This is a genomic window from Veillonella infantium (genome assembly GCF_002959895.1).
GTDB classification, from domain to species: Bacteria; Bacillota; Negativicutes; order Veillonellales; family Veillonellaceae; genus Veillonella; species Veillonella infantium.
The window spans coordinates 25,151-49,774 of sequence record NZ_PPDD01000001.1 but is presented as its reverse complement, the minus strand read 5'-3'; the positions used below and the strand labels follow the sequence as shown (position 1 = coordinate 49,774).

At 39.0% G+C, this 24,624-nt stretch carries 21 protein-coding genes; 10 read left to right on the top strand and 11 right to left on the bottom strand.

The features are described from left to right. Nucleotides 1-2 precede the first annotated feature (2 nt). The 8 genes from VCHSUH03_RS00230 to aroF form a co-directional block, all read right to left on the bottom strand. Entirely contained in the window at nucleotides 3-293 is a 291-nt protein-coding gene (locus VCHSUH03_RS00230; RefSeq protein WP_105093629.1) for a type II toxin-antitoxin system RelE/ParE family toxin, read from the bottom strand. Next, nucleotides 290-904 (bottom strand): type II toxin-antitoxin system RelB/DinJ family antitoxin, encoded by a 615-nt coding sequence (locus VCHSUH03_RS00225; protein ID WP_105093628.1) that lies wholly within the window; start codon nucleotides 902-904, stop codon nucleotides 290-292. The genes VCHSUH03_RS00230 and VCHSUH03_RS00225 overlap by 4 nt, the downstream gene beginning before the upstream one ends. Before the next feature lie 264 nt (nucleotides 905-1,168). Then, the gene (locus VCHSUH03_RS00220) at nucleotides 1,169-2,404 is read right to left on the bottom strand and encodes a shikimate kinase (protein WP_105093627.1); all 1,236 of its coding nucleotides are present in this window, start codon (nucleotides 2,402-2,404) and stop codon (nucleotides 1,169-1,171) included. A 123-nt stretch (nucleotides 2,405-2,527) separates the two neighbouring features. After that, nucleotides 2,528-3,667 carry a bifunctional chorismate mutase/prephenate dehydratase gene (locus tag VCHSUH03_RS00215; RefSeq protein ID WP_105093626.1) on the bottom strand — a complete coding sequence of 380 codons (1,140 nt, stop codon included), beginning with the start codon at nucleotides 3,665-3,667 and terminating at the stop codon, nucleotides 2,528-2,530. Further along, a complete protein-coding gene (aroC, locus tag VCHSUH03_RS00210) occupies nucleotides 3,654-4,748 on the bottom strand; it encodes a chorismate synthase (protein ID WP_105093625.1) in 1,095 nt (364 codons plus the stop codon). The genes VCHSUH03_RS00215 and aroC overlap by 14 nt, the downstream gene beginning before the upstream one ends. Before the next feature lie 72 nt (nucleotides 4,749-4,820). Beyond that, nucleotides 4,821-6,089: a 3-phosphoshikimate 1-carboxyvinyltransferase gene (aroA, locus tag VCHSUH03_RS00205; RefSeq protein ID WP_105093624.1), complete on the bottom strand. Its 1,269-nt coding sequence runs from the start codon at nucleotides 6,087-6,089 to the stop codon at nucleotides 4,821-4,823. Between the two features lie 106 nt (nucleotides 6,090-6,195). Then, nucleotides 6,196-7,248, bottom strand: a complete 1,053-nt coding sequence (aroB, locus tag VCHSUH03_RS00200; protein WP_105093623.1) for a 3-dehydroquinate synthase — start codon at nucleotides 7,246-7,248, stop codon at nucleotides 6,196-6,198. A 74-nt stretch (nucleotides 7,249-7,322) separates the two neighbouring features. Next, on the bottom strand, nucleotides 7,323-8,336 hold the full coding sequence (aroF, locus tag VCHSUH03_RS00195) for a 3-deoxy-7-phosphoheptulonate synthase (RefSeq protein ID WP_105085021.1): 1,014 nt from the start codon (nucleotides 8,334-8,336) through the stop codon (nucleotides 7,323-7,325). 476 nt (nucleotides 8,337-8,812) lie between these two features. Between aroF and VCHSUH03_RS00190 the strand changes: the two genes are divergently transcribed. From VCHSUH03_RS00190 to VCHSUH03_RS00180, 3 genes are all read left to right on the top strand, one after another. Then, nucleotides 8,813-9,229: a GNAT family N-acetyltransferase gene (locus VCHSUH03_RS00190; RefSeq protein WP_105093622.1), complete on the top strand. Its 417-nt coding sequence runs from the start codon at nucleotides 8,813-8,815 to the stop codon at nucleotides 9,227-9,229. Between the two features lie 85 nt (nucleotides 9,230-9,314). Beyond that, the gene (locus VCHSUH03_RS00185; protein WP_105093621.1) at nucleotides 9,315-9,773 is read left to right on the top strand and encodes a DIP1984 family protein; all 459 of its coding nucleotides are present in this window, start codon (nucleotides 9,315-9,317) and stop codon (nucleotides 9,771-9,773) included. Nucleotides 9,774-10,211: 438 nt separating this feature from the next. Further along, complete coding sequence (locus VCHSUH03_RS00180) at nucleotides 10,212-10,850, top strand: hypothetical protein (RefSeq protein WP_105093620.1); 639 nt, start codon at nucleotides 10,212-10,214, stop codon at nucleotides 10,848-10,850. 82 nt (nucleotides 10,851-10,932) lie between these two features. On the opposite strand, the gene VCHSUH03_RS00175 is transcribed toward VCHSUH03_RS00180, so the two are convergent. After that, a complete protein-coding gene (locus VCHSUH03_RS00175) occupies nucleotides 10,933-11,961 on the bottom strand; it encodes a ribonucleotide-diphosphate reductase subunit beta (RefSeq protein ID WP_105093619.1) in 1,029 nt (342 codons plus the stop codon). Nucleotides 11,962-12,110: 149 nt separating this feature from the next. Continuing rightward, complete coding sequence (locus tag VCHSUH03_RS00170; protein ID WP_105093618.1) at nucleotides 12,111-14,393, bottom strand: ribonucleoside-diphosphate reductase subunit alpha; 2,283 nt, start codon at nucleotides 14,391-14,393, stop codon at nucleotides 12,111-12,113. 430 nt (nucleotides 14,394-14,823) lie between these two features. Between VCHSUH03_RS00170 and VCHSUH03_RS00165 the strand changes: the two genes are divergently transcribed. Further along, on the top strand, nucleotides 14,824-15,339 hold the full coding sequence (locus VCHSUH03_RS00165; protein ID WP_105093617.1) for a flavodoxin family protein: 516 nt from the start codon (nucleotides 14,824-14,826) through the stop codon (nucleotides 15,337-15,339). Between the two features lie 135 nt (nucleotides 15,340-15,474). Here the strand turns inward: VCHSUH03_RS00165 and VCHSUH03_RS00160 are convergent, their stop codons facing one another. After that, nucleotides 15,475-17,034, bottom strand: coding sequence for a hypothetical protein (locus VCHSUH03_RS00160; protein WP_105093616.1), 1,560 nt, complete (start codon nucleotides 17,032-17,034; stop codon nucleotides 15,475-15,477). A 148-nt stretch (nucleotides 17,035-17,182) separates the two neighbouring features. Between VCHSUH03_RS00160 and VCHSUH03_RS00155 the strand changes: the two genes are divergently transcribed. The 6 genes from VCHSUH03_RS00155 to VCHSUH03_RS00130 all read left to right on the top strand — a co-directional run bounded on the left by VCHSUH03_RS00155 (nucleotide 17,183) and on the right by VCHSUH03_RS00130 (nucleotide 24,623). Continuing rightward, on the top strand, nucleotides 17,183-18,355 hold the full coding sequence (locus VCHSUH03_RS00155) for an iron-containing alcohol dehydrogenase (RefSeq protein ID WP_105093615.1): 1,173 nt from the start codon (nucleotides 17,183-17,185) through the stop codon (nucleotides 18,353-18,355). A 207-nt stretch (nucleotides 18,356-18,562) separates the two neighbouring features. Next, nucleotides 18,563-19,882 (top strand): dicarboxylate/amino acid:cation symporter, encoded by a 1,320-nt coding sequence (locus VCHSUH03_RS00150; protein ID WP_105093614.1) that lies wholly within the window; start codon nucleotides 18,563-18,565, stop codon nucleotides 19,880-19,882. 208 nt (nucleotides 19,883-20,090) lie between these two features. Further along, on the top strand, nucleotides 20,091-20,963 hold the full coding sequence (locus VCHSUH03_RS00145) for a hypothetical protein (RefSeq protein ID WP_133159302.1): 873 nt from the start codon (nucleotides 20,091-20,093) through the stop codon (nucleotides 20,961-20,963). Nucleotides 20,964-21,071: 108 nt separating this feature from the next. After that, nucleotides 21,072-22,109, top strand: a complete 1,038-nt coding sequence (locus tag VCHSUH03_RS00140) for a nicotinate-nucleotide--dimethylbenzimidazole phosphoribosyltransferase (protein ID WP_105093612.1) — start codon at nucleotides 21,072-21,074, stop codon at nucleotides 22,107-22,109. 9 nt (nucleotides 22,110-22,118) lie between these two features. Beyond that, on the top strand, nucleotides 22,119-23,432 hold the full coding sequence (locus VCHSUH03_RS00135; RefSeq protein ID WP_105093611.1) for a DUF389 domain-containing protein: 1,314 nt from the start codon (nucleotides 22,119-22,121) through the stop codon (nucleotides 23,430-23,432). A 369-nt stretch (nucleotides 23,433-23,801) separates the two neighbouring features. Then, nucleotides 23,802-24,623 (top strand): MetQ/NlpA family ABC transporter substrate-binding protein, encoded by an 822-nt coding sequence (locus VCHSUH03_RS00130; RefSeq protein WP_060924427.1) that lies wholly within the window; start codon nucleotides 23,802-23,804, stop codon nucleotides 24,621-24,623. Nucleotide 24,624 lies beyond the last annotated feature (1 nt).

The following is a 24,624-nucleotide window of genomic DNA, read 5'->3' as shown; positions in this document are numbered from 1 at the left end:
TTTTATATACTCATACCTTGCGTTAGTACTTTCTTAATTATTACAGTTTTATTTTTTATAGAGTATAAGATAATATAATGTTTAGTCACCATTTTTCGAAAATAATATATTCCATTATTAGTCTTATATATAGGATATCGTTCAGGGAAAATATCAAGTGAAAAGACTGCATTCCGAATTTCGGCTTGTCGTTGTTGAATTAGATTCAAATCTTGAGTAAATTCTTTTAAATTTATAATGATATTTTTCACTTCTTTTTCAGCAAGTTTACTAAATAAAACTTTATAGCTCATAAAAGAAGACCTTCTTTCTTTAGTTGCTCAAAAAGATCTTCAGCTGAAATTAAGTTACCTTGTTCCATATCTATATATGACAACTCTAGTAGTTGATTGATTTCTTCGTCAGTAAGAAAGTCTGCATTCATAGAGTCACAAGCAATTGGCTTGTTTACCGAATTAGGAATTGCTTTTAAAAACTGTATTTGTTTGGAGATTAGTGTAATCAATAATGATATGGTTAATCCCATTTCTTTTAGGATTGCCGTAGTAAGTGTCTTTACTTTAGGATTAATGCGGATGTTAAGAACACCTGTTTTATCGATTGTGTCGAAGGCTATGTCTATCTCATTTGACGGACTGGCTCCATATGTACTTGTAGTATCCGAGGCTTTTAATGTAGTTTGTGGTTGTTCATAGGTGCCGTTGTTGATCGTGCTTGGTGTAGGTCTTTCATCTATCGGTGCCGTTGGTAATGCAATGGCAAACGGAATGCGACGTTCTTTAATGATTTGACGAAATAGTGCGTCAAGCATGGAGGTATAGGATAGACCTTGTGCTTTTAATATGCTAGATACTTCTTGTTTTAAATCTTCGTTGATGCGGACTTGTAGGTTTACAGTTTTCATAGTATCTCTCCTAGTATTCTTTTTCTTTGTGTCTGTAATGTTTCGGTTATAGAGCTGATTTTATAGTAAAATGTATTTAAGTTTTTTGAATTTTAAATGTAATTACATTGTAATTGCAAATGGTAGCTTTTTCAAATATATATAATACATAGGACACATAAAAAAGCAGTAGTTATCTTTAGGATAGCTACTGCTTTTCAGTTTATATCATTGATGTCATGATATGAGTTTTAGTTTTATCTAGAAATACAGATGTAAATGCTCTTACAATAAGTTTGCTTCAAAGTCTTCTAGGATAGCTGCTACTGTTTCTGGTGCATTGCGATTATGTTCTACGATGCATTGCGCAAAGCTTTCATACATTGGTGTGCGAGTTGCTTCCAGTTCGCGTAAGCGTTCGATGCCGCCACTAGAAAGTACACGACCGGAGGTAGATAGGTTTTCTACTGGTTGTGTTAATTGGTAAATGCGACCATTTTGGCGTAGGTGTGCGTAGTTTTTAGGCACTGTTACACAGCCACCGCCAGTGGAGATAACGAGGCCTGTTTGAGTGCCGAGTTTCGCAATCATTTCCGCCTCTTTTTCACGGAAGGCCGGTTCCCCTTGTTCTGTAATATAGGCAGAGATATCACCGATTTCTTTTTCTAGTTCTTGATCCACATCAACGCAAGTGCGGCCCATTTCTTCTCCAAGGGCTTTACCAACAGTTGTTTTACCTACACCAGGCATGCCGATGAGAATGATATTTTCCTTTTCACGACGCATATCTCGTAGGATTTGTTCGATTTCCTTTGTACCAAAGCTTTCACCTTGGAAATGGTTAGCCGCCTCAACGCCTTGCGCCACGAGGAATGGCAAGCCATCACAATGCGGAATTTCCATCATTTCTGCTTGTAAAAGCAAAATCGTACGGCGTGGATTGTAGATGAGATCTACAACGCCTTCTAATTTAGAAAACTGAGTAATATCGATAAGGTTAGCCGGATTATGAGGATACATACCGATAGGTGTACAGTTAATAATAATCTGTGCTGTTTCGTAGTAATTAGGTGCATCATCGTAGAACGGAGCTGTTTTACGAGATAAATGAGTGATACTCTTAGCACCTAAATCCTCAAGTGCTACGTGAACTGTAGCAGAGGAAGCACCATCGCCTAGAATGATACATTCCTTGCCAGCTACATCGATGCCAGCATGTTGTAGGGTAAATACAAAGCCATCATAGTCTGTATTATAGCCATGCCATTTACCGTCTTTGCGAACCATCGTATTTACACAGCCAATGCGCTCTGCACGAGGGTCAACTACATCACAAGCCTCAAGAGCATTTACCTTGTAAGGGAAGGTAATATTGATGCCTTGTAATTCCTGATCATCAAAGAACTCTTGTAGTTGGCTCGGTTCTCGTTCAAATAATTCGTAATTAGTATTTCCTAACACACTATGAATGTGAGGGGAAAAGCTATGGCCCAACGTACGGCCAAGTAAACCAAATTTCATAGGACCTCCTAGGTCAATATACATAGAATGGCTAATAGGCTGGTACCTATTAGCCATTGGAGTTTTATAACTATATTCATTGTACTATATATGCCCTAATAGGGACTAGTAGGAATGAATATATTAGTTTTCAGGGTAATTACCGAGCAAGCGGAACTTATCTTGTGATGTATGAAGCTCTGCTAGAACAGATAATACCTTTGGATCTGCTAAGGATGCTTCTAAATCGAGGTAGAACAAGAACTCAAAGTTATGGCCTACGATAGGGCGAGATTCGAGTTTTGTTAGATTTACGCCGATATTAGCAAACTTGGTAAGTAATGTACCAAGCCCACCTGGAGCGTGGCTTGCTGTGGTTACCACCGAGATTTTATTAGCTCCTGGGTACACATGGAAGTCCTTGCTAATGCAAATAAAGCGCGTATAGTTGTTATCGCTATTTTGGATATTGCGCATCAATGGAGACAAGTTATACAAGTCTGCACATTGCGGTGCTGCAATAGCTGCTACGCCTGGATCATCACTGGCTGCCACCATTTGTGCTGCACGAGCTGTGTTGTCGAAGGAACGCAACTCTACGCCTTCTAATGTATCTAGGAAGTGGCTACATTGGCCCAACGCCTGAGGATGGGAGATGATAGTATGAATATCTTCTAATTTCGTACCTTTTTTTACTAGCAAGTCGTGGGAAATCCAAAGGCGTGTACCGCGCACGATATAGCATTTACGATCTTCTAGAAGGTCATACACTTCTTTTACAGAACCATTGGAGCTGTTTTCGATAGGTAATACGCCGAATTGACATTCTCCAGACTCAACAGCGTCGAATACGGCACGGAATCCTGTTACATAGTGAATTTGGCTGAGTGGTAATAATTTATCGCACGCTACTTGGGCATTGCTACCGAAGACGCCAGCACAAGCTACGCTGCCACGTTGTGGAGGTAAGGTAGGGGACTGCTCAATGGCTTTTTTCATTTTTACTGTGAACTCATTATCTTGGAATAATTGTTCAGACTGATACGTACGGCTCAAGCTAAATAATGCTTCGAAGAAACGGCGTGCGTATAGGTCGAGGTCTGGGCCTGCATCTCGAGTTACTTTATCGAGGATATCTCGTTCCCGTTTGGCATCGTAAATAGCCTTGTTCATTTCTTTTTTCGCTGCCGCAACATCCTTGGAGAGTTCCATGCGCTCTTTGAAGAGGGCGAGCATTTGGTCGTTTATATCGTTAATTTTAACGCGTACTTCATCTAAGTTCATGGTCAATATCTCCTAAGAAATCAAGAATAACAAGGGCCGTAACAGCTTCGATAACAGGCACTGCACGAAGAGCCACGCATGGGTCGTGACGACCTTGAATGGTGAGCAATGTGTCCTCTTTTTGAGAAAGTGATACAGAATGTTGTTCTTTATAAATGGATGGAGTTGGCTTGATACCCACTTGCATAACAAGTGGTAAACCATTGGTAATACCACCTTGGACGCCACCGCTATTATTCGTTATCGTTGTAATCTTGTCGCCGTCTATGGTGAAAGCGTCATTCACTTCGGAACCAAGCTTAGCACACATGTCAAAGCCACCGCCAAAGGAGATGCCTTTAATGGCTGGTACACCAAAGATAACGCGAGCTAAACGGTTTTCGATGCCGTCAAAGTTTGGATTGCCAAGGCCAATTGGTAGACCTGTAGCAACGACTTCAACGATGCCACCTGTAGAGTCCCCATCTTTTTTGAGGTTCATTACAAGGTTTTCTACTTCAGTGCGTTTATCTGCATCGAGCATAGCAATTGGCTCTGTCGAGATAGTACCAAGTGCTTTCATATCTGGATGAACCATATCGATAGGAGCATCTTGGATGGTTTCCACTTGTTTTAAATGGCCGTGGATTTCGATGCCTTTTTCGCGTAATAGTTGAAGGGCGATGCCACCAGCTACGCAAAGTGGTGCTGTAAGGCGTGCTGAGAAGTGACCGCCACCACGCATATCTACCTTGTCACCGTAGCGCATACGAGCTGTAAAATCTGCATGAGAGGGGCGAGGGATATCGCGTAAGTTATTATAATCGCTAGAGTGTTGAGATGTGTTGCGGATCATAAATGCCAATGGAGAACCACTGAGCATGCCGTCTACAATACCTGCTAAAAATTCAGGCACATCGGCTTCCTTACGCTGTGTTGTTAATTGATTTTGCCCTGGCGCACGGCGCTTTAAAAAGGCTTTTAACTCATCGATATCGATGGTATGTCCACAAGGTAGGCCTTCTACGATACCGCCGATAGCGTATCCATGAGAGGCGCCAAAGGTAGATACCTGTATGGTTTTACCAAAATTAGATGCCATTATATTAACTCCTACTATATAGTACGTACTACTATTCTTATCTATTAAAGCACATCGGATATGGTTTGCAATTTATAACGGTTGTGCATTACCGCCAAGTAAATTCCAGTCCTCAAAGAAGTCTGGATAGGATTTTGTGATAGCTTCGCTATCTTTTAACGTAACAGGATTTTCACTGATGAGGGCCATCAATGTGCCTGCCATAACGAGGCGATGGTCATTCACGCAATCGCCTTGTCCACCTTTAAGTATACCACTACCGATGATATATAGGTCATCGCCGTCTTCACGCACCGTGCCGCCTAGATCTCTTACGAGATTGGCAACAGCTACAAGACGATCAGATTCTTTTAAACGTAGGCGAGCACCCTTAATAAAGGAACTTTCACCAGAAATAGAGCATGCAAGAGCAGCCATAACTGGTAACATATCTGGCATTTGCTCAAGATCTACATGAATTGGTTTTGACGCTCGGCCTGTAACCGTTACATTCATACCATCCCATGCTACATCACAACCTGCATCAATCATGACTTGCATGATGCGGCGGTCAGCTTGTACGGAATTCTTGTTCATGCCCGTAATGGTAATTGGTTTGCCCGTCATGCCAGCTGCTACCATCCAAATGGCGGCATTGGACCAATCGCCTTCGATTTGGTAATTATCACGGCCTATGAAGGAGGCCCCAAATGGAACTGTAAAAGCCTCATTAATGTTTGCGTCTGGCAAGGTATGTTCTACCTCTACGCCAAAATCACGCATTGTTTCAGTCGTCAATGTTACATAATCACTAGATTGTAATGGTGTAGTAGAGGTGATGGTGGACAAGCCAATTTGTGGAGCCGCCAACAATAAGCCAGAGAAAAATTGGCTACTCACATCTCCTACCATGGAAAAATTACCACCTTGGAGACGTCCTGTCATAGTAAAAGGTGGTTTATCCTGGGAGAATGTTACGCCATGCGCTTTCATTTCGCCTAGCATAGGTTCGAGAGGGCGATCTGGTAAACGACCTTTCGCATCTACGTCTACATCGTTACAGATGGATGCGGCTACAGGTAATAAGAGCCGTAATGTAGTACCTGATTCGTGAGGTACTACATTGCCCTTTGCTGGGACAGGCCCTGGTGTAACAGTGACAATATTATTTTTATATATTACGTGAGCACCTAAGCCTCGCAAGGAGTCCATAGTAGCATCGATGTCTTTAGAGGTACGGCTCAATAGTATAGTAGATGGAGAGTTAGCAAGGGCTGCACAAATTAATGCGCGGTGTGCATGTGCTTTTGCTGGGATGGACGCAATCGTTCCTGTAGGAATGGCGTTCGTTACGGAATGCATATAAATCTCCTTTAAATATTAGGTAAACCTTATATTACAAATAACAATTATGTAGGTTGTAGGTACTAGAAACCTTAGATAACTTAATCGTAATAGATAAGTTATCTTAATCAAGATAGGTTGCTAACTCTTCGTGGGTGACAACCTTGAGCTCGCTATGACCATAACTAGTAGGAATAACGATTTTTATAGTAGCACCTTCGCTTTTTTTATCATGTTTAGCAGCTGCCAGGATTTCTTCTTTTGGTATGGTCATAGTAGTTGGCAAATCGTGTGCTTCGATGAGAGCCTTTAATTTTTCTAACGCCACTTTATCTAACTCTCCATGTTTGACAGCACCTTGCGCCATAAGGACCATGCCAATAGCAACGGCGTAGCCATGGTGGACTTCAAAGTGGCTCGCTTTTTCAATACCATGACCAAAGGTATGACCGAGGTTTAAGAGGGCACGAACACCAGATTCACGTTCGTCTTGCTCTACGATATCCGCCTTTGCTTGAACACAACGAGCGATAACGGCACTAACGCTATCACGATGCTTTATTAATGGCTTATGCTCGAGTTGGGTTAATAACCCTGGTACATCAAGGAAACCATATTTAATAATTTCTCCGCATCCATTTTTCCACTCCATGTCTGGCAAGGTGTTAAGTGTTGTAGGATCACAGAGGACAAGGATAGGTTGTTTGAAAGCACCCCACAAGTTTTTACCTGCTTCTAGATTGACCGCCGTTTTACCGCCTACAGAGGAGTCTACAGCGGCTAAAAGAGAGGTAGGCACCTGTACATAATCGATCCCACGTAGATAGGTAGCTGCTGCAAAGCCTGCCATATCACCTACTACGCCGCCTCCAAGGGCAATGAGAAGGTCTTTGCGTGTTAATGATTGGGCCGCCATGTACTCCACTAAATCGATGAGTTGATGAGCGTTTTTGGAGCTTTCACCAGCAGGGAATACATAATCACAAACAGTATAACCCGCATGTTCCATATTAGCTTTCACAGAATCCAAATAGTGCAGTGCCACATTGCTGTCGCTGACGATGATAACACGGCAATTTGGTTTTAACGGTTTAATATAATCGGTGATGCGTTGTAAAGCGCCTTCCTCGATGACGACGTCATACGGTGTGGAGGCGTTAATATGAATGCGAGTCATAACGGTTCCTTTCTTAAAAGAATAAGCTAGTATCTATTATAACGGATACTAGCTTATTTGTGTGGTATGTGAGATTATTTAGTGCATTCTACCAATGCTTGGCGCAATGCGATAACTTCTTTCATAAGGCTAGTGAATTGGTCTGGACGTAATGCTTGAGGGCCGTCGCATAATGCTTTGGATGGATCGTTGTGAACTTCGATCATAAGGCCGTCTGCACCGCCACCTACGGATGCAAGGGAAAGTGGGCGAACCATACGACTCATACCAGCAGCGTGGCTAGGGTCCATGATGATTGGCAAGTGAGATAATTCGTGCATCATAGGAATTGCTGTTACGTCTAATGTATTACGCGTTTTAGTTTCGAATGTGCGGATACCACGTTCACATAATACAACTTGTTCATTGCCTTCAGACATGATGTATTCAGCAGCCATCAACCATTCTTCGTATGTAGCAGATAAACCACGTTTTAAAAGAACTGGTTTGTTTAATTTACCTACTTCTTTTAAAAGTGTGAAGTTTTGCATGTTACGAGCGCCGATTTGAAGCATATCTACGTTATCGAAGTACTGTAATTGGGAAATATCCATAACTTCAGATACGATAGGAAGACCTGTTTCTTTTTTAGCAAGCTCTAATAATTCTAAGCCTTCTGGGCCCATGCCTTGGAAGGAGTATGGGGATGTACGAGGTTTGAAAGCGCCGCCACGAAGAATTGTAGCGCCAGCTTCTTTACAAGCTTTAGCAGTTTCTAATACTTGTTCAGGTGTTTCTACGGAGCAAGGGCCAGCCATTACTGCGAAGTGACCACCACCGATCAATACACCACCTACGTTGATTACAGAATCGTCTGGATGGAATTTACGGTTTGCTTTTTTGTATGGTTCTTGGATACGAGTTACTTTATCTACGAAATCAAGGGACTCGATTTGACGAGCATCGAGGGATGCTGTGTCTCCGATAAGACCTAAAATATTATAGCGTGCACCTTCTACAGGATGGATAATGAAGCCTTTTTCCTCTAATTCACTGCGTAAACGAGATACTTCTGTTTCTGCTGCGTTTTGTTTCAATGTAATAATCATGATAATTCCTCCTTATAACTACAGTGAATAGTAGGGCTTACCATACGGGATAGCAAACAAAAAAGGGCTACCCGTAGTTTAATACGGGCAGCCCTTTTACTATTCTAAGCAACTAATAATGACTCAATCTTAATTAGCGTACCACAAATAGTTCCTTACCCGTACGTTGGATAAAGAACCAATAAAAGTATTGTTTTGTAGCGAGGCTAATTTGGTTAGTCATCTTTGGTTGCTCCTTTCTAAAATGTTGGGTATAGTATAAACCCAAATGATAAGATTATGCAATACTTAAAATTAAATTTCATAGAAGTTTTAAAATATTTTGGCTGTGGGAATTAATAGAATTTAAGATGTTTGTTGGAATTAAGCGTGTTTTTGATATAATAAAAATAAGAAGTTTTCAGTGTTTATATTATGTTTCGTAATAAGCTTAAATCGATTTTTATAAATATACTTATTCTGCGAAAGGGTTACCTATGATTATTCAAATCTTAGATCATATAACTGATGAAATAAAACAAATTCGTATCGATGTGTTTATGAAGGAACAGGGTTTTGAAGACGAGTTCGATGAAATCGATGAGACTGCAAAGTTTGTACTTTTATCCATAGATGGTAAGCCAGCAGGTACATGTCGCTATTTCCCAAGTAACGAAGAAGGTGATGCCCATATTGGCCGTATGGCGGTGCGTAAGTTGTATCGTGGACAACATCTAGGTACTAAGATTATGATGGCCGCAGAAAACGGCATTCGCCGCGATGGATTTAAGACCTGCTCCTTATCAGCGCAAGTACAGGCAAAAGCATTCTACGAATCTCTTGGCTATAAGGCAGAAGGCGAGGAATACCTTGATGAAGGCTGTCCACATGTGATGATGCGGAAAGTATTATAAGAAACTAGATACTAAATATAATAGTTTGTATTAGTTCAGTCAGTATATTAATATCCATATATTTTAAAATATGAGGTGAGAGTTTATGAAACTAGCAGAAGCATTACAAGAGCGATCTGATTTGAATTATAAAATTAGTGATTTAGAGCTTCGTTTGACTCAAAATAGTTTAGTGCAAGAAGGGGAAGCACCGAATGAGAACCCTGAAGAGCTTTTAAAAACATTAGATCAATGTGTAACTAGACTACAAAAGTTAATTGCACATATTAATTTAACAAATTGCAAAACTATTGTAGAAGGTCGTTCTATTACTGAAATTATTGCGGAAAAAGATAGTGCTGCATTGCGTCTAAGTGCTTATCGGACATTGGCGTCTAGCGCAGGTAGTATCAATTTTCGTGCGAGAGGGTCTGAAATCAAATTAATCCCGACCGTCAATGTCAGAGATATCCAAAAAGAAGCTGATCGCATCGCAAAACAAGTTCGTTTATTAGACAATCTATTGCAGTCTGCTAACTGGACCACCGAATTGATTGAAAGCTAATATCTATATAGTTGGTAGTTTGAAACAGGGTGGACACAAAAATTTTGCTTTTACCAAGCGTTTGATGAATACATTCATGGGGCGAATAAAAATCTACAGTGTAGGCCTATTTGCGCACAAATGTATTGATACAATTTACAATGTATTACCACGTGTCAACTGTACAAACGAGGGTGGCGTTGGGGACTATTTCTAAATATAAACGATAAAAAGATACCTAATTCAAAGATCTGGATTGGGTATCTTTTTTCTTATTATTCTAATTTATGGAAATCAAATACCGCTACCTTTGATTATAGGTATGTTAGCACTACGATATATTTAATTTTTTGATAAGTATATAAATTTTACTTTTTACTTAGTGAATTATGGTATAATATAATTAAATAATAATCATTATTTAATTATATAGAATTTCTTAAGTAAGGAGATTTCATTATGACAGCAGAACAAAAAGCAGCTACGGCAGCAACAAGTTCTACCGCAGCTAAATCAACACCTGAACAAGGTACCGAATGGATAATTTGCCGTGTATGTGGATATATTGAGGATGCTAAGTACAGGGATCAACCTTGTCCAACATGTGGTTTTCCTCCAACAGTTTGGATGGATTACAAGCCACGTCGCATTGATACAAAACGTGAAAAATTGCTAGATCTTCATTTACATCCAATTGCGGTACATTTCCCAATCGCAGCAACAGCAGCTTCTTTCTTAGTACCTGTTATTGCATTGTTGATTCCATCTATTGCAAATGTATTATTCCCTGCCATTACATTAGTAGCAATGATTTTACCACTTCTCGTTATTATTGGTGGTATTTCTGGTTATATTGGTAGTAAATTACGTTACAAAACAGGAACATCTAAAATTCCTAAAGCAAAGATTTACTTAACAGTTATCTACTTTATTCTTTCCTGTGCACAAGCCTACATCGCTATTGCTAATGGTGTAAATGCTGATAACGCATGGATTATGATTATTTTAGGTATCGTAGCTTCTATCTTTGCTGCCAAACTTGGTAAAATGGGTTCCTATCTATTTGCAGGTCGATTCGGCCCATATACAGCTGGCTAACCGTTATTAACTGAATAACCTTTATAATGAAAAAAGTGATTCTCCCATCGTGAGAATCACTTTTTCTTTTATCATTTTTTTATTATTCTAAATCATCGAAATCAAATGCCGCTGCTTTTGTATAGTTTGTAACTTTTGCTTCGAAGAAGTCAGTTTTTGTGCTATTCAAGTTGGAGAAGCTTTCAATCCATTCCATTGGATTGTCCTTGATTTCAGGGTATAGATGAGGCAAGCCGATTGCTTCTAAGCGGATGTTTGCAAGGTATTTGATGTAGCGTTCAATAAGAACATTGTTAAGACCGAGGATTTTATCATCAGTGATGTATTGGCCCCAAGCGATTTCGTTCTCTGTACCTTGGCGAATCATGTCGGTGATTTTTTCCTCTAGTTCTGGTGTGAATAAATCAGGGCGTTCACGGCGTAACTCGCGGATGATGTTTTGGAATAACACAAGGTGAGTTACTTCGTCGCGGTTGATATATTTGAAAATAGTAGATGTAGCTGTCATTTTACCTTGGCGTGCCAATGTGTAGAAGAAGCTAAAACCAGAGTAGAAGTAGATACCTTCTAAGATATAGTTAGCAATGATTGTATGAATAAGGTTTGCTTCGCTAGGATCGTCGCTGAAACGTTGGTATGCATCAGCGATGAAGCGGTTACGAGCAAGTAATGTTTTATCTGTACGCCATTCGTCATAGATTTTGTCACGTGTAATAGGATTCGTTACAGTGTCCAAAATGTATGAATAACTTTGAGCGTGAATTTCTTCTTGGAATGCTTGAATATTTAGTAAAGATGCCACTTCAGAGGCTGTAATATAGCGGCTCAAGTTAGGCAAGTTTTCGGATTGAATAGAATCAAGGAAGTTCAAGAACGCAATGATTTTGTCAAATGCACGGCGTTCGTAATCTGTTAAGTATGGGAATTGCTTAACGTCTTCGTTCAAGGAAATCTCTTCAGGAATCCAGAAGTTGTTGAGCATCGTACGGTACATTTGGTTTGCCCAGTCGTACTTGATACGGTTCCATTCGCGAAGGTTTGTGGTATTGCCACCAATCATAGATTGGGTGCCACGGTCACCATGTTCGTTGAAAATCAGTTTTTTATCCATAGTAGGACTCCTTTATACAACGATGCGACCTATACTGCTATAGGTCGTCATCAGATTTATAGTATTGGTGAAAGTATCTTTCCCAAGTGTAGTGCTCTCTACTTATAGTGTATAGTTTTTGTAAAATATAGCAATGATATTTTTAACTATTAAGAGGAGCAGCTAGTGCACTCATCCATTTCAAGAGATTGGTTGCGGATGTAGTAGATTGTTTTGATACCTTGTTTGTAGGCCTCAACATAAAGATCTAGGATTTCTTTCGCTTTCATTTGAGGTGTGATATACAAGTTGAAAGATTGTGCTTGGTCAATATGACGTTGACGTACGCCACAAGCTTTGATGGACCATTGTTGGTCGATTGTATGCGCCTCTTTGTAGAGCCAGAATGTTTTGTTGTTCAAATCTGGTGCAGTTTTTGGTGTGAAAGAACCTTTCTTTTCTTCGATGAAGAATTTTTTGAAGATAGGGTCGATACCAGCCGTTGTATTCGCAATGTTGGAAGTAGAACCTGTAGGAGCTACGGCCATCAAATAACCATTGCGGATGCCGTATTTTGCAACGTCTGCAGCCAATTGTTTCCAACGATCGGATGTGTAGCCACGACGTGTGAAGTATTCCCCACTTTCCCATTCGGAACCTTTGAATGCAGGGTATGCACCTTTTTCTTTCGCCAATTCCATGGAAGCTTTGATAGCATAGTACGCGATGTTTTCGAACAATTTGTCCGCTACTTCAATGTGCTCATCGGACTCCCATTGGATATCGTGGTTTACAAGGTAGTGGTGGTAACCAGAAGTACCAAGACCGATAGCGCGGTATTTATCAGATGTCATACGAGACTCTGGTACTGGCGCCTGGTTGATAGAAATAACATTGTCTAACATGCGGATTTGAAGAGCAATATTTTCTTCTAATTCTTCGTCAGAAATGCGACCAAGACTGATGGAATTCAAGTTACATGTAACCATATCGCCTGTATTTGTTTTTGTAGTGATAGTGCCGTCTTCGTTGATAATTTCTTCAGCAAGGTTTGTGAAGCCAACGTTTTGTGCGATTTCGTGGCACAAGTTAGATGCGTAAATCATACCTGCATGTTTGTTTGGGTTTGCAGCATTTACAGTATCGCGGAAGAAGATGAATGGTGTACCAGTTTCAACAGCAGAGCGCATGATTTTTTTCATCATGTCTAGTGCTGGTACTTCGATGCCATGTAAGTTCGGATCTTGTTCACATTCAAGGTAACGTTTCGTGAACTCTTTGTTATCGTCTGTGTCATAGAAGTCCTCTAGAGCATAGCCTTTTACAGCCAAGATTTCATGAGGGTCGAAGAGGGTGAAATTTTCACGGCCGATCATGCGTTCCATGAAGATGTTTGGAACGGAGATGGCAGGGAAGATATCGTGTGCTTTACGACGGTCATCACCATTATTAGTACGAAGCTCTACGAACTCGTAGAAGTCTTTGTGCCAAATATCAAGTGTTACGGTAGCGCCGCCTTTACGTTTACCTAATTGGTCAACGGCAACAGCTGTATCATTGTATAAACGAATCCAAGGAATAACGCCACCAGAGGAGTTTTTGAAACCGCGGATATCGGAGTTCAATGCACGAACTTTACCAAGGTAGATACCAAGAGCACCACCGTGTTTAGATACGCGGGAGAACTTGCTATTTACGTCGTAAATGGACCATAAGTTGTCATCTACACCAGAGATGAAGCAAGAGGACAATTGATGGAATGGTGTGCCCGCATTTGCTAATGTAGGTGTAGCTGTTGTCATTTTTAATTGGCTCATCAAATCGTAGAATTTCTTAGCGTATTTTACTTTGTTTTCGCCTTCTACTAATGCCAAGTGCATAGCGATAGCCATGAAACGTTCTTGAGGTAACTCAAAGATTTCTTTATTGAAGCCTTTTACCAAGTAACGGTCAGCTAATAATTTAAGGCCTTCATAGTTGAAGAGGTAATCTCGTTTAGGTTTGATGTAATCGCCTAACTCTTGCAATTCGTCAGCTGTATATTCTGTAACGAAGAAGTCAGCGTATTTTTTCTCTTCTACAAGCATATGTACAAGATTTGGGAAGTTGCCATAACCGAATGCTTTATAACGACGAGTGATAGCTGCTTCTTTATAGAGATCGAACAAGAAGAGGCGAGCTGCTACAAACTGCCAATCTTGGTTCATTTTATTAACTTGGTTGCCGAAACCGTCGTCTTTTTTAGAGATAACCTTTTCGATAGCTGTTTGTACTAAAGTTTTTTGAATTTCTTTAGTTGTCATGCCATCAACGAATTGTAACTTCGCATCCATTTCCAATTCTAGTGGATCACAAGAATCTAACCCCAAACATGCGAAGGCAATCATACGTTTCGTTTTTTCAACGGATAAAGGCTCGAAATGGCCATCCCGTTTCTTGATCATAATCTCCATTACTGTTCCCCTTGAGTCTTAAAAGTAATAAAACTGTTAATCTAAGCATATATAAGATTAGACTGAAAAGTATAAAATATCTTTAAGTTAAGTCTAATCAGAAAAATAAGAAAACTACTATATGTTGTAGTTTTCCTATTAAGCTTATACATTATGTTACGATTATAGCGAAAAAATTCTATACATTCAATATTGACATTTAGAAATTTATAAATATAGTATGCTTAAATTTATCGATATAGTTATAAAAGCTAGAAAGTATTATATAAAGAGCATATATGATGATTTTGAATGATGTATCTCTTTTGAGAATAGTTAAATAGTACGTGGCAGTATATAAAATTCCGTTCTATATACTATTGTGATTTATTTTATTAAAAGCATGTCATACATGTCCTATAATAGATATATAGTAAATAGGAGGTAAGACATGAAGTCTATTGTTATATATTCATCCCTTACGGGAAATACTAAACAAGTGGCAGAGGCTATTACTAGCGTATTGCCAGCAGATACACTTTGCGTATCTATGAAAGAGTTACCAACCGATCTATCATCCTATGATCTTGTATTTGCAGGATTTTGGGTGGATAAAGGGACAGCTAATAAAGAAGCCCGTGATGTACTAGGCACATTGCATAACTCTCACATTGCTCTATTTGCAACAGCTGGCGTACCACCGCAAATGGCACATGCTAAGGAAAGTTTAATCAATGCAGCAAATTGTTTACCCGATGGCGTAGAGCCTGTAGGAACCTTCATCTGCCAAGGTAAGGTAGATCCTAAGGTTATCGAAATGATGTATAAGATGTTTCCTAAAGGGCATAGCCACGGTCAATCCGCTGATCGGGATGCACGTCATAAACAAGCTGCAGTACATCCGAATGAAGTAGACTTTAAAGCAGCACAAGATTTTGCTAATGATATTCTTATAAAGCTTAGCTAACAAATCCAATATAAAGCTTAGCTAACAAGTAAATATAAAACGTAGTTAACGCATAAAAGCAGTACCCCCTGTGGGGTACTGCTTTTGTCATATTTATATATGATGTTGTAATTATTACTATATTGTAGTAAATGCTTAATTATAAAGTACATTAAATTTAAGTTTACGTGTATCGAATTGGTTTATGAAGTACGACGTAATCAATAGCTTATATCCATTGCCTTCTATAATGACAGGATCGATAGCTGTTTTATCAACTGTAAGGAACTTATCATAAATGTGATGGACCTCTGTTACTCCATTTGGTAGGGATACCTCTAAATCAAGGCCTTTGTTGAGGAACTTGAAGGAGATGGAGTCGAAGTTGGCAGATTCTACTTCATATTCCTTAAGGTCTTTTTCATAGACTATTAATTCAATGTTTTCAATGTATTTATCGTAGCCTGCAATAGAAATAACCTTTGGTGCAGACAAAGCATCAAAATTAATATATTCAACGCGTCTGCCATTTACTGGATTTGTATCTGGCAGTTTTAGATCGTCCACAGGTACATACGGTGTGCCGTAGTCCGTGAAGTTAGGGTCAAAGGTAGCAGCTATTGGTAGGCTTGCATGCCATTCGCCATCGACTTTAGTATAGGTCACAAATTCACGATACGATGTATAGCCTATGAATGGCGTCAAAAGGACAGTACCTAAGGCTAGAGCCATAACGGTTGTGTGTACAGAAGGTTTTAAACCTTTCACCAGAGAATATACATTGTGTACTAAGAAGATTAGATTGAATGCACTTACGTAAATTGTATTGAGCCAGAGGATTGGTTCATTAATAACACGCTTACCGATAAGGGCTAAGCACAATGTAGTTAACGTAATGAACAAGAAGCACAGGATTTGCTGTGTTCTGCTACTTTCACTAGTTCTAAAGCTAGCCAAGTAGAATAGGTAAAAAATAGCTACATATGGATAGTAGGTGTAGAAGAAACGCGTATCCTCTCGAAGCCCTAACAGAATCAAGACCAAATAGATGTTAGCTAGAATGCCTGTAATAATGGACGCCTTAGGCAAGATGATGCCGAACACAACAGTGAAAAATGAGTTTGGTGTTGGAGGACCTGCGGGATCCTCTTTGTAAGAACATACCATAGATAGACAAATGAATATGTTAATGGATGCGAGTACCTTAAAAATGGTTTCTTCAAAGTTGAATGGTTGGTCCACGATGATGAAGAAGAACCATAAACTCATGATGATAACAATGTTATATAAAGTAGACGTAACAAGGGTGATGCCAATCCGCTTGATGCGGTTAATGATTTCACCGATGTAGTGTTCACCAGGCGATGTGAAATACAAGGCGATCATGGAGTACAGCCATAGGTACGATATATTTTCTGTAGCCAGTTCAATACCCCGCACATAGCCGTACGTTTCGTGAAGCATATAAAGGCCAATGCTGATTCCGATACTTGCCAAGGTATATAATATGGAAAACTTTCGGGCTCTTGTTATATAGCTTTGTAATATAACGATAAAGAAATACAGTGAGTAAAGCTTAAGATCAATGTCGGAAAACCAATCTTGTTCAATATACAACGGAGTACATGAAAATACGGCAATCAATGCCAGTAATATAGGCGACTGCGTTGCTAGGTCCCGCAGCGAAGACCATACATGTTTAATAGCAAATTTCATAGATGTTCTCTCCCTCTATAAATATAAATATCCCCTCTTATTATTAGTATACCTGTTTTCTGGTGAAAGCCCTATGAGGTTTTACATGCTTTTAAATATCCTTTACAATAACATTAAGAACTAGTTTTCAAAGAAAAGAGGTTGTCACATGGAATTCTCTTATTTTTTACCTGTAAACATCCAATTTGGTTGGAATAAAGTAGATAATATTGCTGATTTTGCTGCACCGTATGGCAAGAAAGCACTTATTGTAACTGGTCGTACAAGTGCTAAAAAATCTGGCTTATATGATCGAGTGGTAGCAAAGCTTGATGCGGCTCATATCGGCCATGTATTGTTTGATCAAGTGGATGCCAATCCATTGACCACGACAGCCTTAGACGGCGCTGCGTTAGCTAAATCTGAAAGCTGTGATATGGTTATTGCTATCGGCGGTGGTTCCATCATGGACTGTGCCAAAGGGATTGCCTTTATGGCGGTGAATGAAGGTGATATTAACGACTATATTTTCAACCGTAAAACAAGTGATAATGCGCTGCCTCTTATTGTTATTCCCACGACTTGTGGTACCGGCTCTGAAGGCAACGGTTTTGGTGTTCTTACTAATTCTGAAACAGGTGATAAGAAATCCTTACGCTGCAATGCTATTGTGCCAAAGGTTTCTATTGTAGACCCTGCTGTAATGGGTACAATGCCACCTCATGTATTGGCATCTGTAGGCTTTGATGCACTATGCCACAACATCGAGGCCTATACATCTAAAACGGCGCAACCTTTTACAGATGCCTTGTCTCACTATGCAGTCATGCTATTGGCACAATACCTCGTACCTCTATATAAACATGTGAAAGCCGTTGCAGATGGTAAAACTGACGTTCTGAGCGAAAAACAACTCACAAAAGCTTGGGAATCGGTAACCCTTGCTAGCACCATTGGTGGGATGGTAATCAATACGGCAGGTGTAACCTTGGCCCATGGTATGGAACACCCTGCCAGTGGCCTTAAAGATATTACCCATGGTGTAGGCCTTGCTATTATTGAACCTGTTGTAGTGGAATATACATGGAGTGCAAACCCTGATAAATTCGGTGCATTAGCTCGTATCTTTAACCACGGCGATGGCTCCGAACTAGGTGAAGCCTTACGTTTAATTGTGCACGAATTAGATTTGACAACGAACCTTACAGAACTAGGTTTTATGAAAAAAGACATTCCTTGGCTTGTAGATAATGTATACGTTGTTGCTACAGGCAATATTGCTAATACAGTGGCTGAAATAAGCCGTGAAGATATTGAAGCGTTGTATAAGAAAATGTTCTAAGTGTTGTCATTATAGGAGAGAGTTTGTATATAAAATTTGGAACAATACTTGAATATATTCTTATATATTCAAGTATTGGAATTGACAACTTTAAAACATATCTTTATAATATGATTTAAAGAGACTAGGATGTATCAACAATCCCAGCCCTAGGGTTGGGATTTCTTTTTTTGTCTCAAGTAGTTTAATTTTTAGAGAGGTGTTTTTATGGCAGATCAAAATAACAAAAATGTAGATGCCTTAGCGCAAGAGATTACCTTAAAAAGTCGTGGGCAAGGCAAATTGCGTCAGTTCATTTTATGGATGGGCGCACTAATCATCGGTGCTATCTTGGGATGGCAACATATTCCAGCGTTAAATGAATTATTTAATTTTATTGCAGCTGTGTTTACACGTTTATTCCAATTCATCGCAATTCCAACGGTATCATTAGCAGTAATTACTACATTATCTATGCTAGGTGCTAAAAAAGATACAGGACGTATCTTTGGTCATGCTGTCACCTATACATTGTTAACAACAATTTGTGCAGCCGCTGTTGGTCTTGGTTTATTCCTTTGGATTGCGCCAGGTAACTTACCACTTGATGTAATTGGTGCCGGTGTAGCGCAAGTACCTGAAAAATTAGGTCACGTAACATATTATGATCATTTCTTATCCGTTATTCCTAACAATATCTTGAAACCATATTTGGAAGGTAACGTATTATCTGTTATGTTTATCTCCGCTTCTGTTGGTTTAGCTTTTGCGTTTATGCCTCGTACAGAAGGTCGCGAAGCAGTATTGAAAGTATTATTCGGATTACAAGAATTGCTCTTCACATTGATTAAAGCTTTACTTTATGTATTACCAATTGGTATCCTTGCATTCGCAGGTCAATTATCTGCTCAAATCGAAGCGGGCGTAATCGTTGGTGCTTTAGGTAAATACACTGCTGTTGTTATCGGTGGTAACTTGATCCAATTCTTTATCGTAATTCCATTGTTCTTGTTGTTCCGTGGCTTGAACCCTGTGGACGTATTCCGTAAAATGTCCCCAGCTGTAGCTGTTGCGTTGTTCACTAAATCCTCTGCTGCAACATTGCCAGTAACATTGGCATCTGCTGAAGATAATTTGAAAGCTCACCCTGCAGTAGCTCGTTTCGTATTGCCAATTTGTACAACAATTAATATGAATGGTTGCGCAGCTTTCATCCTTGTAACATCCTTATTCGTAATGCAAAACGCAGGTATTGAATTAACTATGGGCACAATGATTGCTTGGTTATTCATTGCTGTTCTTGCTGCTATTGGTAATGCTGGTGTTCCAATGGGTTGTTACTTCCTAACATTGTCCTTGATGAGCTCCATCGGTGCACCAATCGGCTTGCTCGGTATCATCTTGCCAATTTATACGATTATCGACATGATTGAAACTGCTGAAAACGTATGGTCTGACGCGTCTGTATGTGCTATGGTTGACCATGACCTTCAAGGTAAATTGGATGACTCTAGCGGCGACGATATGCCACAATTCCAAGGTGCTTAATGTTAGCAGTTAAATAAATTAAAGAAATTACTTAATTATATGAGTCAAATAAAAGGTTATCCTGTAATGGGATAACCTTTTTTGATGACTCTATAAGTATTAAAAGGTACAATACTAGTAGAGATTGATATTGATTATAGTGGTTCTTATAAGACTAAGGAGTTGTATTGTGAAGAGGATATGTTCATGCCTTGCTGGAGTGTTAGTTTTGAGTGCTGTGCTTTCAACAGTATATGCAAAAGATCTAGTTACTCATGGTGGTACATCTAGTGGTGCTAAAGAGAAGTGTATTAGTAATGAAAAAACTAATAATGAAGTTGAAGCTGATCTACAAAGACATTTGGAAAGAATGAAGTCCGAGGATATAGCCAAGGGGTATTTACGTGATGATGAAACGTATGCCCAAGAGTTAAGTTTGATTCGGGGAAGATTGTATCATTCAACGGATAAGCTCATTCATGATGAGAAAAAGACTACTCTTTTATCGTATCCTGTGGGAAGGAAGGTTCCTTGTAAGAAGAGTTTAAAGGATATAGATTCATATACAGACACAATTACTCGTAAAGGCATGACATTCCGCATTCCTAAAGGTGCAGAGTTGAAGATGTTCTATATGTTAGATAACAATATTTTTATAGTGTATGAGATAGGAGATATTTGGTATTCTATTCAGATTATTCCTTTAGATGTAGATCATCCTGATAGTAAAGATATAGAAAATAAGGTGCTTGTAGATAAAGAGTATAATTTTTATCACACATTGCAAGTATATTGGCGTATGTGGGGAATCTTTGATGATTTACAAAATCCTACTTATTCAGCGGTATGGAATAATGGCTTGCCTGGAATGTTAGTGGATTCATACAATCCAGATAAGAAATCTAATTTACTATTTGCTGCATATGATGGACGGTATGCTGTATTTAATCAGCTTGTATATAATCCAAGTACGAGTCCTTTTACTCATGAGCAGTTAAGAAATACAATTGAATATTTTGATTCTAATAACAATCCAGAGTTTAAGGCTAAAAAGCATAGATTATTCCCTGATGAGAGGATAATTCGTATATATGAGTACTAGTACAAACCTTATATTACTAATTATATAATTTGTGTTATACTTCTATATAGAATAATATCGAATTAACAGAAGGCTAGTTGGCATATTCTGTGCAGACTAGAGATTAGAATGAAAGATAAGTCAGTATTACCAATTGAGGAACAATTGAATAGATTTCTTCAACCGAAATGTCTAATTCCTGGTGGCCTTGGCTTGTGGGAGGATTATTTCCGCAAGATTTGTACGGCGTGGGGTGAGATTGATGGTGAAATTCGACCTCAGCATATCATATTTTCTGCCGATAATGGTTGTAATATGGAAGGTTATGTAGGTTATAACTATGAGGTAACGCAAAAGCAGTCGCGTAATATGCTCTTGGGTCGTTCGTCGGCTACACAGTTTTGTAACTTTAACAACATTCCTTATGAAGTTGTGGATGTAGGAATTGCCTCAGATGATGGTATCGGAGTGGATTGCAAGGTCGCAAAGGGGACAAAGAATATATTAAACCATCCTGCTATGACTGAGGATGAATTTAATAGTGCTTTTCAATCTGGCTATGAGCGGGTTCAATATTATGTAGAGCAAGGAGTCAATTTATTTTCCTTTGGGGAAATGGGACTTGGTAATACGACGACTTCTGCCTGTGTGTTGTCTGCCTTAACTGGAGCTGATCCCACTGAAACGGTAGGTCCTGGTTCTTGGCCGAATAAACCAGATTTGATGAAACGTAAAATAGATTTTGTGCGCGCTGTATTAGATAAGCATAAGGCTAGTATCGTTTCTGACAGTGAAGCTGAAAGAGTTCGTAAAATCGTAGCCCATGTAGGGGGCTTTGATATTGCTGCTATTCTTGGGGCTATGCTGGCTTGTGTTGAGTTTAAAAAGCCTTTTGTCATAGATGGCTTTATTACGTCTGTAGCGGCAGCTTGCGCAGTACACATGAATACTCGTATTAAGGATTATGCATTGCCATCTCATAACTCTCGTGAAAAAGGAACAGAGCTAGCTTTAGCTGAGGTAGGTATTACACAAGACATAGTTCCTATTCAAGCCCAAATGTCGATGGGGGAAGGGACAGGAGCCATTTTGATGGTACAAATGCTCAAAACGACACAGCATATGTTTGTACATGTAGGCACCTTTGCTGATTTGATGAAATTATAAGGAGGACGAATGAAAATAAATAAGTACTTTGATATACATTTTGAGCGAGCTGATGATGCAACTATCGCTAAAAGACTGATAGGTGGGGCTAAGATTAAGGGACCTGCTTTAGTTATCCTGATCCTCTCCATATTTATTGCCTCTATTGGGTTGAATATGAATAGTACGGCAGTTATTATTGGTGCTATGCTTATATCGCCGTTGATGGGACCTATTTTAGCAACTGGTTTTGGCTTCGCTACGCTTAATTTTACAGTTGTAAAAAGTGGTATTTTAAGATTGTCCTTACAGATTACGATTGCTGTTTTGGCATCTGCTTTGTATTTTTATATTTCTCCCATTAATACTGCTACATCTGAACTATTAGCGCGTACAGAACCGAGTATTTATGATGTACTTATTGCTATATTTGGTGGGTTAGCTGGGATTATTGGGCAAACGCGTAAGACCTTAGATAATGTTATCCCAGGGGTTGCGATTGCGACTGCACTTATGCCACCACTATGTACGGCAGGATATGGACTTGCTAATGGAGATTGGCACTATTTCTTTGGGGCTGCCTATTTATTCTTTATAAATACATTCTTCATCTTCTTTGCAACTTTTATTGTTTTAAAGGGTGTATATAGTTTGCCATTCCATAAACAAGACAAAGAGCTTATTCGTCGTAATCAGCTAATATTTCTTGTGATTGGTCTTATTATGGCTATACCAAGTATTTATGCAGGCTATGATATGACCATCAAGTATTCTGAGTCAAATCATTTAGAGCAGTTTATTAAGAATGATGTTAATCAAGCTGGACGTCGACAAGTGATTGATTATTCATTGGATCGAACGAATAAGCTAGTAGACATAGTAGCTATAGGCGCTCCTGTGACTTCAGAGGAACAATCCCAGTTGGAAGGCAAGTTACAGCAGTATAAGTACTTACACTCTTATACACTCCAATTTGTTAATAGCGTAGATGAGAAAAACTCTACTATGGATAAGACAAGTTTGAATAAATCTTCAGAGAACCTTGAAACATATAAAAAATTGAGTAATCTGTACCAGCCGACTTATCAACTAGTAAGTGAAACGATAAATACTATGAAAACGACAGAGGCTGAAGCAAAGGCGTTATTCCCGTTTGTAAGCAAAGTGGAAGGCATGCCTTTAATAGATAATCTAGAACAGCCTAAAGCAAGTCGCTATATGGTGATTATCCATACTACATCCACTGTATCTGATGCAGATTTGGAACGAATAAAAGCTTGGTTAGAGGCTAAATTATCAGCACCTGTAACTATTTCTGTGGAGCAAACAACGTCAACTCAATAAGTTGATTTTTTGATTTTGATTAGATTGTTTATTATATAGAGCGATATGTATAACGGTACTAAGTTTGATTGAATCTATTAGGTATATTACCTAGTAGTACGGGGAATCAGCTTAGTACCGTTTTTATGTACTTGGTATAGCTAAATGTAATTACTCTTATCTTGCTATAGATTAAAGTTATATTAATGCATATATAAAATCTATTATACGAGTAGGAATTAAATTGATATACTTACTACATCGAAATTATTAAATAATCAAATGTAGATATAAGATAAGAAAAATAAATTTATTATAATATCTACAAATGTTATATACGTATGAGTCCTCGTCCGAGATGTAGGTTTTCATCGTAGATAGGAGGATTACATGAAAAAATGGTTAGCATTAGCAGCGACGGCCGTACTAGGTGCGTCCTTATTGATTAGTGGTTGTGGCTCTTCCACAAATAACGCGAGCTCTAGTGGCTCTAAAGAGGTATTAAAGGTAGCGGCAAATCCTGTACCTCATGCCGAAATTTTAGAACAAGTTAAACCTATTTTGGCTAAGGAAGGTGTAGACTTACAAATCGTTGAATTTACAGACTACATCCAACCAAATATGGCTCTATCTAGCCATGAAGTAGATGCAAACTTCTTTGCAAACGTACCTTACCAAAATAACTACAATAAAGATCATGGTACAAACTTTGTAAGCTTTGCACCAGTTCATATTGAACCATTGGCTATTTACTCTCAAAAAATTAAAGACTTGAAAGACTTGCCAAATGGTGCAAAAGTAGCAATTCCATCTGATCCAACAAACAGTGCTCGTGCACTTCTCTTGTTGCAAAGTGCAGGTCTTGTAACTTTGAAAGATCCAACTGGTTTGACTAACACACCATTTGATATAACTAGCAATCCTAAAAATATTCAAATTACTGAGTTAGAAGCAGCTCAAATTCCTCGTTCCATCCAAGATTTAGATGCAGCAGTAATCAATGCTAACTATGCGTTGCCAGCTGGTCTTAATCCTACAAAAGATGGCTTATTCGTAGAAAAAGCTGACTCTCCATATGCAAATCTTCTTTCTGTTAACCCTGGTGATGAAAATAAACCAGCTATCCAAAAATTAGCTAAAGCATTACAATCTCCAGAAGTTAAGAAGTTCATCGAAGAACACTACAAGGGAGCTATCATCCCAGCGTTCTAAT

What these genes read in the sequence shown, in the direction of transcription:
- VCHSUH03_RS00230 (WP_105093629.1), bottom strand. Translation starts at nt 293, where the DNA reads ATGAGCTATAAAGTTTTATTTAGTAAACTTGCTGAAAAAGAAGTGAAA.
- VCHSUH03_RS00225 (WP_105093628.1), bottom strand. Translation starts at nt 904, where the DNA reads ATGAAAACTGTAAACCTACAAGTCCGCATCAACGAAGATTTAAAACAA.
- VCHSUH03_RS00220 (WP_105093627.1), bottom strand. Translation starts at nt 2,404, where the DNA reads ATGAAATTTGGTTTACTTGGCCGTACGTTGGGCCATAGCTTTTCCCCT.
- VCHSUH03_RS00215 (WP_105093626.1), bottom strand. Translation starts at nt 3,667, where the DNA reads ATGAACTTAGATGAAGTACGCGTTAAAATTAACGATATAAACGACCAA.
- aroC (WP_105093625.1), bottom strand. Translation starts at nt 4,748, where the DNA reads ATGGCATCTAATTTTGGTAAAACCATACAGGTATCTACCTTTGGCGCC.
- aroA (WP_105093624.1), bottom strand. Translation starts at nt 6,089, where the DNA reads ATGCATTCCGTAACGAACGCCATTCCTACAGGAACGATTGCGTCCATC.
- aroB (WP_105093623.1), bottom strand. Translation starts at nt 7,248, where the DNA reads ATGACTCGCATTCATATTAACGCCTCCACACCGTATGACGTCGTCATC.
- aroF (WP_105085021.1), bottom strand. Translation starts at nt 8,336, where the DNA reads ATGATTATTACATTGAAACAAAACGCAGCAGAAACAGAAGTATCTCGT.
- VCHSUH03_RS00190 (WP_105093622.1), top strand. Translation starts at nt 8,813, where the DNA reads ATGATTATTCAAATCTTAGATCATATAACTGATGAAATAAAACAAATT.
- VCHSUH03_RS00185 (WP_105093621.1), top strand. Translation starts at nt 9,315, where the DNA reads ATGAAACTAGCAGAAGCATTACAAGAGCGATCTGATTTGAATTATAAA.
- VCHSUH03_RS00180 (WP_105093620.1), top strand. Translation starts at nt 10,212, where the DNA reads ATGACAGCAGAACAAAAAGCAGCTACGGCAGCAACAAGTTCTACCGCA.
- VCHSUH03_RS00175 (WP_105093619.1), bottom strand. Translation starts at nt 11,961, where the DNA reads ATGGATAAAAAACTGATTTTCAACGAACATGGTGACCGTGGCACCCAA.
- VCHSUH03_RS00170 (WP_105093618.1), bottom strand. Translation starts at nt 14,393, where the DNA reads ATGGAGATTATGATCAAGAAACGGGATGGCCATTTCGAGCCTTTATCC.
- VCHSUH03_RS00165 (WP_105093617.1), top strand. Translation starts at nt 14,824, where the DNA reads ATGAAGTCTATTGTTATATATTCATCCCTTACGGGAAATACTAAACAA.
- VCHSUH03_RS00160 (WP_105093616.1), bottom strand. Translation starts at nt 17,034, where the DNA reads ATGAAATTTGCTATTAAACATGTATGGTCTTCGCTGCGGGACCTAGCA.
- VCHSUH03_RS00155 (WP_105093615.1), top strand. Translation starts at nt 17,183, where the DNA reads ATGGAATTCTCTTATTTTTTACCTGTAAACATCCAATTTGGTTGGAAT.
- VCHSUH03_RS00150 (WP_105093614.1), top strand. Translation starts at nt 18,563, where the DNA reads ATGGCAGATCAAAATAACAAAAATGTAGATGCCTTAGCGCAAGAGATT.
- VCHSUH03_RS00140 (WP_105093612.1), top strand. Translation starts at nt 21,072, where the DNA reads ATGAAAGATAAGTCAGTATTACCAATTGAGGAACAATTGAATAGATTT.
- VCHSUH03_RS00135 (WP_105093611.1), top strand. Translation starts at nt 22,119, where the DNA reads ATGAAAATAAATAAGTACTTTGATATACATTTTGAGCGAGCTGATGAT.
- VCHSUH03_RS00130 (WP_060924427.1), top strand. Translation starts at nt 23,802, where the DNA reads ATGAAAAAATGGTTAGCATTAGCAGCGACGGCCGTACTAGGTGCGTCC.